Source organism: Cystobacter fuscus DSM 2262, assembly GCF_000335475.2.
Taxonomy (GTDB): domain Bacteria; phylum Myxococcota; class Myxococcia; order Myxococcales; family Myxococcaceae; genus Cystobacter; species Cystobacter fuscus.
In genome coordinates, this window is sequence record NZ_ANAH02000005.1 from 509,930 (window position 1) to 522,210 (window position 12,281).

12 protein-coding genes and 3 tRNA genes are annotated in these 12,281 nt (G+C 68.4%); 6 read left to right on the forward strand and 9 right to left on the reverse strand.

Features of this window, described 5'->3' with window-relative positions; genetic code table 11:
* Positions 1-25: 25 nt before the first annotated feature.
* The 4 genes from D187_RS09600 (at position 26) to D187_RS09615 (ending at position 803) form a co-directional block, all read left to right on the forward strand.
* Complete coding sequence (locus tag D187_RS09600; protein ID WP_043428967.1) at positions 26-445, forward strand: hypothetical protein; 420 nt, start codon at positions 26-28, stop codon at positions 443-445.
* 70 nt (positions 446-515) lie between these two features.
* Positions 516-586 (forward strand) — tRNA-Gln (locus D187_RS09605).
* A gap of 23 nt (positions 587-609) precedes the next feature.
* Positions 610-681: transfer RNA gene (locus D187_RS09610), tRNA-Glu, on the forward strand.
* A gap of 50 nt (positions 682-731) precedes the next feature.
* Positions 732-803, forward strand: a tRNA-Glu gene (locus tag D187_RS09615).
* 75 nt (positions 804-878) lie between these two features.
* Here D187_RS09615 and D187_RS09620 read toward each other — a convergent pair.
* Positions 879-1,853 carry a response regulator gene (locus D187_RS09620; RefSeq protein ID WP_002625062.1) on the reverse strand — a complete coding sequence of 325 codons (975 nt, stop codon included), beginning with the start codon at positions 1,851-1,853 and terminating at the stop codon, positions 879-881.
* A gap of 66 nt (positions 1,854-1,919) precedes the next feature.
* Between D187_RS09620 and D187_RS09625 the strand changes: the two genes are divergently transcribed.
* Positions 1,920-2,516, forward strand: coding sequence for a hypothetical protein (locus D187_RS09625; protein ID WP_002625064.1), 597 nt, complete (start codon positions 1,920-1,922; stop codon positions 2,514-2,516).
* On the opposite strand, the gene D187_RS09630 is transcribed toward D187_RS09625, so the two are convergent.
* The gene (locus D187_RS09630) at positions 2,488-3,645 is read right to left on the reverse strand and encodes a sensor histidine kinase (RefSeq protein ID WP_002625066.1); all 1,158 of its coding nucleotides are present in this window, start codon (positions 3,643-3,645) and stop codon (positions 2,488-2,490) included. The two genes, D187_RS09625 and D187_RS09630, sit on opposite strands and share 29 nt — an antisense overlap.
* A gap of 178 nt (positions 3,646-3,823) precedes the next feature.
* Entirely contained in the window at positions 3,824-4,102 is a 279-nt protein-coding gene (locus D187_RS09635; protein WP_245591659.1) for a DUF2795 domain-containing protein, read from the reverse strand.
* 128 nt (positions 4,103-4,230) lie between these two features.
* On the opposite strand from D187_RS09635, the gene D187_RS09640 reads away from it, so the two are divergent.
* Positions 4,231-4,443, forward strand: a complete 213-nt coding sequence (locus tag D187_RS09640; RefSeq protein WP_002625070.1) for a hypothetical protein — start codon at positions 4,231-4,233, stop codon at positions 4,441-4,443.
* 66 nt (positions 4,444-4,509) lie between these two features.
* On the opposite strand, the gene D187_RS09645 is transcribed toward D187_RS09640, so the two are convergent.
* The 6 genes from D187_RS09645 to D187_RS09670 all read right to left on the reverse strand — a co-directional run bounded on the left by D187_RS09645 (position 4,510) and on the right by D187_RS09670 (position 12,270).
* Positions 4,510-6,117 carry a pyruvate dehydrogenase complex dihydrolipoamide acetyltransferase gene (locus D187_RS09645; protein ID WP_002625072.1) on the reverse strand — a complete coding sequence of 536 codons (1,608 nt, stop codon included), beginning with the start codon at positions 6,115-6,117 and terminating at the stop codon, positions 4,510-4,512.
* A gap of 5 nt (positions 6,118-6,122) precedes the next feature.
* Positions 6,123-7,109 carry a pyruvate dehydrogenase complex E1 component subunit beta gene (locus D187_RS09650; RefSeq protein WP_002625075.1) on the reverse strand — a complete coding sequence of 329 codons (987 nt, stop codon included), beginning with the start codon at positions 7,107-7,109 and terminating at the stop codon, positions 6,123-6,125.
* 44 nt (positions 7,110-7,153) lie between these two features.
* Complete coding sequence (pdhA, locus tag D187_RS09655) at positions 7,154-8,278, reverse strand: pyruvate dehydrogenase (acetyl-transferring) E1 component subunit alpha (protein WP_002625077.1); 1,125 nt, start codon at positions 8,276-8,278, stop codon at positions 7,154-7,156.
* A 116-nt stretch (positions 8,279-8,394) separates the two neighbouring features.
* A complete protein-coding gene (locus D187_RS09660; RefSeq protein ID WP_002625078.1) occupies positions 8,395-9,138 on the reverse strand; it encodes an HAD family hydrolase in 744 nt (247 codons plus the stop codon).
* Between the two features lie 49 nt (positions 9,139-9,187).
* A complete protein-coding gene (locus D187_RS09665; protein WP_002625080.1) occupies positions 9,188-10,753 on the reverse strand; it encodes a hypothetical protein in 1,566 nt (521 codons plus the stop codon).
* Between the two features lie 125 nt (positions 10,754-10,878).
* Entirely contained in the window at positions 10,879-12,270 is a 1,392-nt protein-coding gene (locus tag D187_RS09670) for an MFS transporter (RefSeq protein ID WP_043428972.1), read from the reverse strand.
* Positions 12,271-12,281: the final 11 nt, after the last annotated feature.

Consider the following 12,281-nt stretch of genomic DNA (forward strand, 5'->3'; position numbering starts at 1 on the left):
GCCAGGGCCCTATTGTTCCGCGCCGATGACACGAGTGCTTGACAGCCGGAAGGGCCTTTTCTATAAGGCGCGCCCGCTCGGGGCGGTGGTGGTGGCGCTCTGGGCGGCGGTGGCGGTGGCGGAGGTGGTGAGCGGGGCTCAGTTGCCTGACGGCGCCCAGAAGGTGGGCGAGAACAGGTACCGGGCGCCGGGGGACTACGAGAAGACGCTCGAGTACTACAAGATCGTCTATCCCGTGAGTTCCTATCCCCGGCGGGCCATCGTCAACCAGCCGGGCGTCAAGGCGGTCCACATCACCAATCCCTCGGGGAAGAACTTCGAGGGGTTGAATATCTACGAAGCAAATGACGAAGTTCGGGTGTATGTGGTACCTCTGAAATCGGCTCCGGCGAGCAGCAAGCCGGTGAAGAAAGCAGAGCCGAAGTCGGGGAAGAAGTCGCGGTAGCCCGGTGGTTCGAAAAAGCAGTTGAATCAGCGGGGTGGTTGCGGTACGGAGTGGGCAGTTGAGCGGTTCTTGGGGAATCGTCTAACGGCAGGACAGCAGACTCTGACTCTGCTTATCTAGGTTCGAATCCTAGTTCCCCAGCTCGCAGTACCCGGTTGTCTACCGGCCCTGTCGTCTAGTGGTTAGGACGGAGCCCTCTCACGGCTCAAACTCGGGTTCGAATCCCGGCAGGGTCACTCGTAGCAAAGGCCCCCACCTTCTTGGGAAGGTGGGGGTTCTGTTTTCTGGCCCTGTCGTCTAGTGGTTAGGACGGAGCCCTCTCACGGCTCAAACTCGGGTTCGAATCCCGGCAGGGTCACTGAAGCGCCCGCTTCTCTCCTCGGAGAAGCGGGCGCTTCGCTTTTGCGGGCCCGCCCTCCCCTCCCCCTTCGTCCTAGGCACCGCCCCGCGCGAGGCTCTCCCGGAAGGCCATCAGGGCCGAGGCCAGGTTCGTCTGGGCGCGCTGCAGGTTGCGGCGCATGAGCAACATGCGCACCCGCTCCGGCAGCGCCCGCGGCGACGAGGAGCCGAAGCCCACCAACTCCAGGCGCAGGGTGATGGCGTCCAGGAGATCCGCCAGGTCCGCGTGGGGGCCGGCGAGCAACACCACGTCCGGTGAGGCCGTCTGGAGGCGCTCGGCGATGTCCCACCAGTCCGGCGCGCCCGTCTCCAGCACCACCACGGCAGCGCCCAGGAGCGCGGGGGAGTCCGGCGGCAAGGCCACCGCCTCCAGGCCTTCCTCCAACAGGGTCCGCAGGGCCTCGGTGCTGCCCACCACCGCCACCTGGCCTCCCGGCGACATCCGGCTGGCGAGCTCGTACGCGCGCAGCTGGCTCTCCATCTGCTGGCGCGCCTGGGGGGAGGCCTGCTCGCCCGCCTGCAGCAGCTCGGCGGCCTCCCGGGCCACCCGCCGCGCCTGCTCCCGGCCCTTCACCCGTCCCGCCCGGCGCTCCAGCGCGGCGCGCACCTTGGCGCGCACCAGGCGCAAATCCTCGAAGGGCTTGAGGATGTAGTCACTGGCGCCCGCGGCGAAGGCGGCGATCACCGACTCGGAGCTGGAGTAGCCGGTGATCATCACCGCCTCCAGCGAGGGCTGGCGCGCGCGAGCCTCGGCGATGAGCTCCACGCCGCCCATGCCCGGCAGGTTCTTGTCGGTGATGAGCACGTCGAAGCGCTGGGAGTCGAGCAGCATCAGCGCCTGCTCCGCGTCCTCGGCCAGGGTCACCACCAGGTCCGGCTCTCGGGCCAGCAGACGCGCGCACACATCCCGCACCACGGGCTCGTCGTCCACCACCAGCACGGTCGAGGCGAGGGTGCCCCCACCCCCCTCACCTCCACTGCTCTCATCCGTCTCGAAGGGGAGGTCCATGCTTTCGAGAATCGCACAGCTCGCGACGGACTTCGAGCGTGGCCACCAGGGGGTTATGTTGGGGCGGTGGCGAGCTTCTCGGAAGCCTTGGAGGACAACCCCGCTCCGCGTCAACTGGGCGACGTCCGGCTGCGCTACGAGCCCGGCCGTCTGCTCGGCGAATCCCGCGCCCCTTCGTACTGGAAGCGACTGCTGCCCACCGTCTGTCTGGGGATGGCCGTGCCCCTGACGCTGCTCGCGCTGGTGGGCGCGTGGGTGGAGGGGGCCCGCCAGGGCCTGGGCCTGTTCTGGGTGCCGGGCCTCCTGGCGGCCGCGCTGGTGGGGCTCGCGCTCTGGCTGGAGGGACAGCTCGGCCGGCGCCGCTTCGTGCTGCACTTCCGCTCCGAGCGGCTTCGGCTGGAGCGGCTGCGCTGGGCCCCGGGGGCCACGCGCGCCCAGTGGGTGCCGTTCGACGAGGTGACGGCGGTGGATGTGGTGGAGCGCCCGGACGGCAACTACGCGCTGGTGGTGGTGTGGCGCGCCGGGGACGAGGAAGAGACGCCTCCGCGGCGCGAGGTGCTGGTGGAGCACATCCTCAAGAGCGAGCAGGAGGCGCTCCTGCGCGTCTGGCGGATGCTGCACAACGCCTTCGGACTCAGGGGAGCGGGCCTCGCCGGAGGGTGAGCTCGACTTCCGTGCCCGTCCCCTGCTTCGAGGACAGCCGCACCGTGCCCCCGAACTGCGCCACCAGTTCCTTGCAGATGGACAGGCCGAGCCCCGTGCCGATGCCCACCGGCTTGGTGGTGAACAGGGGCTGGAAGACCTTCTCCTGAAGCTCCTGGGGGATGCCACACCCGTTGTCCGCCACGGTGAGCACCACGTCCTGATCGCGCGAGGACCAGCGCACCTCGATGCGACCCGGCCGGCCCGTGCCCTCCATGGCCTGCGCGGCGTTGACGATGAGGTTGAGCAGAACCTGGCACAGCTTCACCGGCCCGAACGTCACCTTCACCGGCTCGCCCATGGTGGTGATGCGGGCGCGGTCGCGCACCTCGGCGCGCGCCAGCTTCACCGCGAAGGACACCACCTCGGCCACATCCGCCGAGGCCTCCATGTCATCGCCGCGCGCCTGCGCCCTCAAGCCCAGCGCCACCCCGCGCAGGTGATCCGCTCCCGAGGCCAGGTCCTGCAACAGCGAGGGCAGATCCTCGAGCACGCTGGCCACATCCGGCGCGGGATCCGACGCCAGGTGCTTGGAGGCGTACTGCACCACGCACTCGAGATCCCGCCGCAGCGACGCCACGTTCTGCGACAGGTAGCCCACCGGGCCCATCAGCTCGTGCGCGATGCCGGCCGTCACCTGGCCCAGCGTGGCCAGACGCTCGGCCTTCATCATGCGCCCTTCCACCTCGCGCACGCGCAGCTCCAGCCGGGCGATCTTCAACCCGTCCTCGAGCGCGGCCAGCACCTCGGCGCGGTCCCACGGCTTGACGAAGTAGCGGCTCACCTGGCCGCGGTTCACCGCGTCGATCACCGCCTGCATGTCCGAGTAGGCCGTGACGAGCATGCGCTTGGCGTCCGGCGCCAGCGAGCGCGCGCGCTCGAGCAGCTCCACGCCCGTCATCCCCGGCATGCGTTGATCCGACAGGATGACGCCAATCTCGTTGCGCTTCTGCTCCAACAACGTCAGCGCCTCGGCGGGAGTCGAGCAGCGGAAGATGCGGAACTTCTGGCCGAAGTTCGCCTCGAACACCCGCAGGTTGAGCGCGTCGTCGTCGACGTAGAGGACGGCGGGGAGGTCAGACGGATTCATGGAGTTCCTCTCCGGGCCAGGTCGACCAGCACACTCCCACCCATCCCACCACTGCGCCCACCCCCAAGAGATACCACGTCGCGCACAAAACCCGATGGGCCGTGTTTGACGCTCCCTCGGCCTCACGCTCCGGCAAGTCCGTTCGACAACCGTTGGAGACCACGCACCGTGGAACGGTTCAGCGCGGGTTCGGACTGAGCGGCGGGGGCACGGTGGCGGGCGTGCCTTCACCCGCCTGGACGCCCAGGGCGCGCTCCACCTCCGCCAGGGACGCGAAGACTCCCTCTGGCAAGCCGCTCAAACGCGTCAGCAGGGACGCCGCGGCATCGTTCTCCCGGGCCAGCCACACCAGTTGCGTCCGGGACAGGGGGAAGACGGCGCCCCGCAGGGCCTGGGAAAGGGCCAGCACCAGCCCGGCCGGATCATCCAACCCAGGCCCTCCATGGATTTGTTTCATTTTCATCCATCCTGTGTGCCGCCCCAGCAGCCATGGGAGCGGCGGTCGGGCATCCACCTGCCCATTGGCCCTCTCCGCTCCCGTCCCCACCCTATGAGGGCACTCCGACCACATACCAGGAGGACGAGATGACGAAGAAGAAGAGCGCGGGGTACTCGGAGAAGATCAAGCACGTGCAGGCCACGCACCCCGAGCCCTGGCCCGGCATCCAGGGTCGCTCCGCGGAGCGGGAAGAGGATCTGCCCACGGGGACGAAGCGGGCGGAGCAGGCCGACGTCACTGACGCCCAGCGTCAACTCGAGCAGGACATGGACGAATCGGCCGCCTCCACCCGGGAGTAGCGGCCCCGTGATACCGAGCACTCCGGGCGGGCCGCCGTCGTGGGCGGCCCGCCAGGACGACGCGGACTAGAACAGCAGCCGCATCGGGTGCTCGAGCAGCGCCTTGAGCTCCCGCAGGTACTCGGCGCCGATGGCCCCGTCGATGGCGCGGTGGTCGCCCGAGAGCGATACCGTCATCACCTTGCGGATCACCATCTGCCCGTCGCGCACGACGACCTTGTCCGACACGGAGCCCACCGCCAGGATCGCCGCCTGGGGCGGGTTGATGACGGCGATGAACGAGTCGATGCCGTACATGCCCAGGTTGCTCACCGTGAGCGAGCCACCCGTGTACTCCGCCGGCTTGAGGGCGCGCTTGCGGGCACGCTCGGCCAGGTCACGCGCCTCGGCGGAGATGGCGCTCAGCCCCTTCTTGTCCGCGTCGCGGATGATCGGGGTGATGAGGCCGTCCTCGATGGCCACCGCGATGCCGACATCCACCGTCTCGAAGTGGAGGATCGCGTCGCCCTGCAGCGACACGTTCATCTTCGGGTAGCGGCGCAGCGCCATGGCCGACGCCTTCACGATGATGTCGTTGACCGAGACCTTGGACTCCAGGGCCTTGGCCTCCTCGCGGATCTTCAGCGCGGCGTCCATCTCCACGTCCACCGACAGGTAGAAGTGGGGCACCCCGGGCTTCACCTCGGCCATGCGCTGGCTGATGACCTTGCGCATGGTGGAGAGGGGCACCGACTTCGGCTCGGGACGAGGACCCGTGGCCTGGGCGGGAGCAGCGGCGGCGGGCGCCTTGCGCGCGGCGGGAGCGGCGGCCTGCGTGGACGCCGCCTCGATGTCGCGCTTCACGATGCGGCCCGCGGGACCCGAGCCCTTGATCTGCGACAGATCCAGGCCCTTGTCCTGAGCCATGCGCTTCGCCAGCGGGCTGGCGCGCAGCCGGCCCCCGGAAGCGGCGGCCGGAGCGCTCGCCTTGGGCGCCGGAGCCGCCGCGGCGGGCGTGGCGGCGGGAGCCTTGGGCGCCGGAGCCGCGGCCGGAGCAGGAGCCGGCTTCGCCCCACCCTTGCCCGCCAGGTACGCGATGGGCGCACCCACCTTGGCCATCTCGCCCTCGCGCACCACGATGCGCGCGAGCACGCCGTCGTCGTACGCCTCGACCTCGAGGTTGGACTTGTCCGTCTCCACCTCGGCGATCGCCTGGCCGGAGGAGATCTTGTCCCCCTCCTTCTTGAGCCACTTGACGATCTTCCCCTCGGTCATCGTCGGGGACATCGAGGGCATGGCGATGGCGATGCCGTCGTCCCCACCACCGGAGGCGGCGGCCTGGGGCGCTTCGGGCTTCTTCGCCTCGGGCTGGGCGGCGGCGGGCTTGGGAGCCGCCGCCTTGGGCGCGGCGGCGGGAGCGGCGGGCTTGGCGCCCCCACCCGCGTCGGCCTTCTCCCCCTTGGCGCCGAGCATGGCGATGGGCGCACCCACGGTGGCCATCTCCCCCTCGGGCACGAGGATCTTCAGCAGGTAACCATCGTCGTAGGCCTCAATCTCGAGGTTCGACTTGTCGGTCTCGCACTCGGCGATGGCTTCGCCAGAGGAGACCTTGTCGCCCTCCTTCTTGAGCCACTTGACGATCTTTCCCTCCTTCATCGTCGGAGAGAGGGAAGGCATCTGGATGGGCGTGGCCATACGTCTCAGGCTCCCTCGCGGTAGAGGACCTTCTTCACGGCGGCGATGATCTTCGGCGCGTCCGGCTGGATCGCGTTCTCGAGGTTCGCCGCATAGGACATGTTCACATCGAGACCGGTCACGCGCACCACGGGCGCATCCAGCTCGTCGAACGCCTTGGACTGGATGATGTCCACCACCTGCGCGCCCACGCCGGCCAGCGGCCAGCCCTCTTCCACGATGACGGCGCGGTTCGTCTTGCGCACGGAGGCGAGGATGGCCTCCTCGTCCAGGGGGCGCAGCGTGCGCAGGTCGAGGATCTCCGCGGAGATGCCCTCGGCCTCGAGCTGCTTCGCGGCCTCCTCGCAGAAGTAGTACATGCGCGACCAGGTGATGATGGTCACGTCCTTGCCCTCGCGCTTCACGTCCGCCTTGCCGAGCGGGACGATGTGCTCGCCCTCGGGCACCTCGCCCTTGAGCGCGTAGAGGCGCTCGCCCTCGAACATGACCACGGGGTTGTCATCCCGGATGGCCGCCTTGAGCATGCCCTTGGCGTCCGCCGGGGTGGCGGGGGCGATCACCTTGAGGCCCGGGAAGTGGGCGTAGGTGGACTCGAGCGCCTGGCTGTGCTGGCTGGACAGACGGCCACCCGCGCCGCCGGGGCCGCGGAAGACAATGGGGCAGCGCAGCTGGCCGCCCGACATGTGGCGCAGCTTGGCGGCGTTGTTGACGATCTGGTCCATCGCCAGGATGGCGAAGTTCCACGTCATCATCTCCACCACGGGGCGCAGGCCCACCATGGCCGCGCCGACTCCCAGACCCGTGAAACCCAGCTCGGAGATGGGCGCGTCGATGATGCGCGCGCTCCCGAACTTGTCCAACAGACCCTGCGACACCTTGAAGGCGCCCTGATAGCGGCCCACTTCCTCACCAATCAGGAAGACCTGGGCGTCGCGCTCCATCTCCTCGGCGAGTGCCTGGTTCAGCGCCTCGCGATACATCAACTCGGCCATCGTTGGCTCCGAATGCGAAAATCGTCAGTCAGTGGAATGGAGAACTAACCCTTCAGCCCCGCGTCCTTGTCGGCCTTCTCCGCCTGCGCGCGCGGCTCCAGATCCCAAGTCACCTTGAGTTCCTTGCCCGAGGGGTACGAGGGCCACTTGTCCACCTTCACGCCCAACACGCGCTCGCGGGGGCGCACGTCCTCCTCGCCCTCCTCCACGATGGTGTCGCGCCACAGCTCCTCCAGCGCCGGCTCGGGCGACTCGTCGGCGAACTTCACCGCCTCGTCCACCTGCGCCTTCACCTCGGCCTCGATGGCCTCGAACTCCGACTCCTTGGCCAGCTTGTGCTTGAGGATGTAGTTCATGAGGCGCGGGATGGGGTCGTTCTTGCGCTCCTCCTCCACCTCGTCCTTGCTGCGGTAGGTGGCGGGGTCCACCACCGAGTGGCCGCGGAAGCGGTAGGTGTTGGCCTCCATGAGCACCGGACCGTTGCCCGCGCGGATGTAGGCGGCCGCGTCCTTCACCGCCTCGTACATCTTCAGCGCGTCCATGCCGTCCACGGCCTCGTGGCGCATGTTGTAGGCGGCGCCGCGCTTGTGGATCTCCGGCTCGGCCGACACGCGGCTGATGGCCGTGCCCATGCCGTAGCGGTTGTTCTCGCAGATGTAGAGCACGGGCAGCTTCCACTTGACCGCCATGTTGAACGTCTCGTGGAAGGCGCCCTGGTTGGCCGCGGCGTCACCGAAGTAGCACACGGTGATGCGGTCCTCGTTGCGGTAGCGGCTGGCGAAGGCCATGCCCGCGGCGAGCGGAATCTGCCCACCCACGATGCCGTAGCCCCCGTAGAAGTGGTGCTCGATGTCGAAGATGTGCATCGAGCCGCCCTTGCCCTTGCTGTAGCCACCCGTGCGGCCGAACAGCTCCGCCATGATCATTCCCGGGTGCGAGCCACGCGCCAGCGGCTGGGCGTGATCGCGGTAGCCCGAGAGCATGTAGTCATCCGGACGGATCGCCTCGTTGACACCGATCGCCACCGCTTCCTGCCCGATGTACAGGTGGCAGAAGCCGGCGATCTTCCCCAGGCCGTACTGCTGCTGGGTGCGCTCCTCGAAGCGGCGCATGAGGTACATCTTCCGGTACATCGTCAACAGCAGGTCCTTCGAGTAAGGGCTGGCCACCGCCACTCCTCCGTACAGTTGAAGGCCGCCCCGCTTCCGGAGCGGCGAAAACGCCGAGGCGCCTGCATAGCGCGCGGCAAGGGGACTGCGAAGGGCTTTCGTCTAGCCGCGCCGCGTCAAGATTCGTGTGAAAAGTGCGGCACGGAAACAATCTCCTCCAGGAGCGTCACGGGCCTACCGGAATGATCCGTTGCCAGGTGAATCACCTGGGCCTGGGGAAAGCGGCGCAGGTAGTCATTGGCGTGGGTGGGCTCGTTGTCGAAGGCGGCGATGAGCGTGCCCCACTGCCCCAGCCGGGCATGGGCCTCGCGCTTGAAGGCGTCATCGTTGTCGCTCGCGTTCGGCTTCATCAGTAGGTGGACGCGGCCCTCGCCGGGCACGGGCAGACCGCGCTCGCGCATGCACGCCTCGGTGCCCGCTCGCATGGCCTCGTGGCGGCCCGTCACGTAGACGAGGTGCGCGCCCGAGTCCGCCACGACATGGGTGAAGGCGGCGGCGCCCTCGATGGCCTCGTCGTCCACGCAGTAGTCACTGGTGAAGAAGCGCTCCAACCAGAAGGCGCGCACCCGGGGGAAATGCTCCTCGACCTCCTCGTGCGACAGGCCGCAGTTGCGCATGGCGCCGCGCATGTCGAAACCGCTGTCCCAGTGCTGGGGCTCGCACTGGCCCAGCTTCTCGTGCGATTTCGCCAGCCCGTACTCCCGCAGGATGCGCGCCTGCCGGGGCTTGTTGTCGAAGAGGGTGGAGTCCAGGTCGAAGGCCAGCACTGCCTGCGGGCCCATCGCCCGCGCCCGCTCCAGGATGCCGCGCAGGGTCTGCTGCCAGCCCTCGCGCACCCGGGTCTTGAGATCCGAAGCCATGCCCCCTTCTACAAGGCACCGGGCCCCCCGGGGAGGGGAATTCAACCGCTCAAGCCGCCGAGCGCACCGGCTCGGGCTGGGGGGGCTGCTGCTCGGGGTACAGGCGCAGCATCCGTTTGATGCCGTTGCGGTCCAGCACCAGCCGCACCAGGTGCAGCGTCACCCGCTCCTGCCCCGACTCCTGGACGATGAAGCGGAAGGCCAGATCCACCTGGTAGCTCTTGGCGCCGCGCACCCGCCCCACCGAGAAGTCCTCCAGGTCCACGTACTCCAGCGCGTACTCCGGCTCGTCCATGTCGTGCAGGAAGCGCCCCACGTTGATGCGGATGATGTCGGTGATGCCCTCCACCCCCCGCTCGGTGCGCGGCAGCAGGTCCACGTCCAGCACCACCTGCTTCTGGTAGCGCAGCACCGTCTCGGACAGCTCCCCCTGGGACGCGGTGATGAGATCATCGCGCGAGCGCAGCGCGGCCACCTCCGCCGGCACCCGCGCCGGGCGCCAGTAGTCCACCTTCTCCTGGCACGAGCCCAGGCACCGCCCCGTCACCGGCTCCACGATGCGCGCCGTGCGATCATAGAGGTGCCGCGCCGCCACCTGGCTGAAGATGCGGCGCATCCCCTCCTTGATGCGATCCTTCATCATGTAGCCCACGATCATGATGAGGAAGAAATTGAGGCTCGCCTGCGTGTAGCGGCCCTGCGCCCAGATGGCCACCGCCGAGGCGAACGCCATGGCCACCCCCGCCGCGAGCGCGAACAGCACCTCCTCCCACCCCTGGCGCTTCTGATCCCTGCGCGCCGACAGGAAGAGGATGTTCATGCAGAACTTCTTCAGGAAGCCAAAGCGGTGCAGGTACTCCTCGTTGTCTCCCGTGGGGCTGATGACCGAGCGCAACTGGTTGTCGCGGCGGTACTTCTCCTCGCGCACCACCTCTTCCATCAGCTCCTTGCGCAGTTCGAAGGAGAAGCCCGCGCGGGGCTGCTCGGCCATGTCCGCCACGGCCTTGCGGAAGAACTGCTCCACCGTGAGGCTCAGGTACTCGTCCACCAGGCGCAGCGAGGCGCGCGTCTTCTCCTTCAACCCATGCTGGTTGACCGCGCGCACCCACGTGCGAAAGCGATCCAGGATCTGCCGCACGCTCGCGCGCGTCGCCCTCGCGTCGCCCTCCAGCCGCGCGCATCCCCCCTCGGACGCCGCCGCCCGGCCCAGGCCCTCGCAGTGCTCCTCCACGTCCCGCGCGAAGCGCCGCAGCGCGCCCCGGAACACGCAGGACAACAGCTTCGCCTGATAGACGAGATCCCTCTCCCCCATCAGCCCCGTGCGCAGCGCCGCCTCCAGCCGCATCAGCGGTGAGCGCCCCGAGAACAACACCTCCTCGAGGCTCATCACCGGCGTCTTGAAGCGCACGTAGTTGTGGATGTCCCCGTAGAAGCTCGCACGCGGATACGTCTCCGCGTCGATGTTCAGGCTCGAGGGCAGGAAGAGGTACGTCTCGACGACATAGCGCGTCTCGTCATCCGCTCCGGAGGGCTGATACTCGAGCTTGAGTTCGAACTGCTTGCGGTCGTGGACTTCCAACCGGTTCTGCAACAGGGGCGAGGGTGTCGGGGACACACCCTCCACTTTAAGTCACGGAACTGTCACACGACAGAGGCCCCAGGGGACAAGGTCACCCTCCACCCCCCGGGACGCGTCCCCTACCTCCTTGGGGCCCCAAGGGACCGTCCCCGTCACCTACATCAATGCCCGGAGCTGGCCTGGGAGGCGTCGGTCGCGGGAGGAGGGACCGCCGGGGCCACGGAGGGCGCGTCGGCGCCACCATGCGCCTTGGGACGGGCATTCCAGAGGGTGAGCATGAGCAGGCCCCCCACCAGGGAGAAGCCGATCATGCTCGGGCCCCAGGCGCCCCAGCCGAAGTGATCCAACAGCGAGCCCATGCCCACGCCCACCACCGAGCCGCCCACGTACTGCATGCCATCGAACATGCCGGCCGCGGTGGCCGCGGCCTTGCGTCCCCCGAAGTCCATGGAGGAGGTGCCCGAGAGCATGGAGTGCACGATGCTGATGGAGAAGGAGTTCACCACGAAGGCGGCGATCACCAGTTCGAGGCTGGGCGCCTTCCAGATGATGGCCATGCACACCACCTGCAGCGCGTAGCCGATGAAGGCCACGGGAGGCCGGCGCGCCTTGAAGAGCAGGTCGGACATGAAGCCCGCGGCGAACGCGCCCGCGATGCCCGCGAGCACCACGCCCGTGGCGCCCTTCTGGAAGATGGGGCTGTTGAGCGGCAGCTTCTGCGCCTCCAGCATGTAGCGCGGAAACCACTGCTCGAAGCCATGACGCACGAAGCCAGTGCAGAACTCGGCCGCCGCGATGGTGAGGGTGACGGGGTTGGTGAACACCACGCGCGCCACGTACTTGAAGTCCACCTGGCCGGTGTACCCGCTGGACGCATCCGCCGTGTCCAGCGCCGGCAGGCCCGCCTCGTCCGGCGAGTCGCGCACCCACAGGTAGGTCAGCAACCCGAGCAGCGACATCACCACCGCGGGCACGAAGAACACGAAGGGCCAGGGCAGCGTCGCCACCAGCAAGGGCCCGATGAAGTAGATGAGCGCCCGGCCACCCTGGATCATCGAGCCGAAGATGGCGGAGAACACGCCGCGCTCGGCGATGTGGAACCAGCCCGAGTTCACCTTGATGAGCGCCAGGGCCGAGTAGGACTGGAAGTACATGTTCAGCGACCAGACCGTGGCCAGGTAGCCGAGCAGCAGCGGCCCCGTGCCGAGGAAGCCCAGATAGGCGCCCAGGCCGAAGGCCAGGTTGAACACCGTGCCGCCCGCGGCGCCCACCAGCATGGCCTTGCGCCCGCCGATCCGGTCCGCCAGGGGGCCGTTGAAGATGGCGGAGAGGCCATAGATGAAGGTGGCCGCGCTGATGATGGCGCCCACCTGCGTCTTGCTCCACCCGTACTGCCCCGACAGCGTGGCATTGGCGAAGGAGAAGTTGTAGCGGCCCATGTACATGGCCGCGTACATGCTGCCGAGGGTGAGCCAGTTCTGGGCGCGGCGCAGGCGGAAGGCCCGTGAATACTCCGGCCGAGGCGACGAGGACGAGGGGGCGGCGTCATGCATGGCGCCGGGCA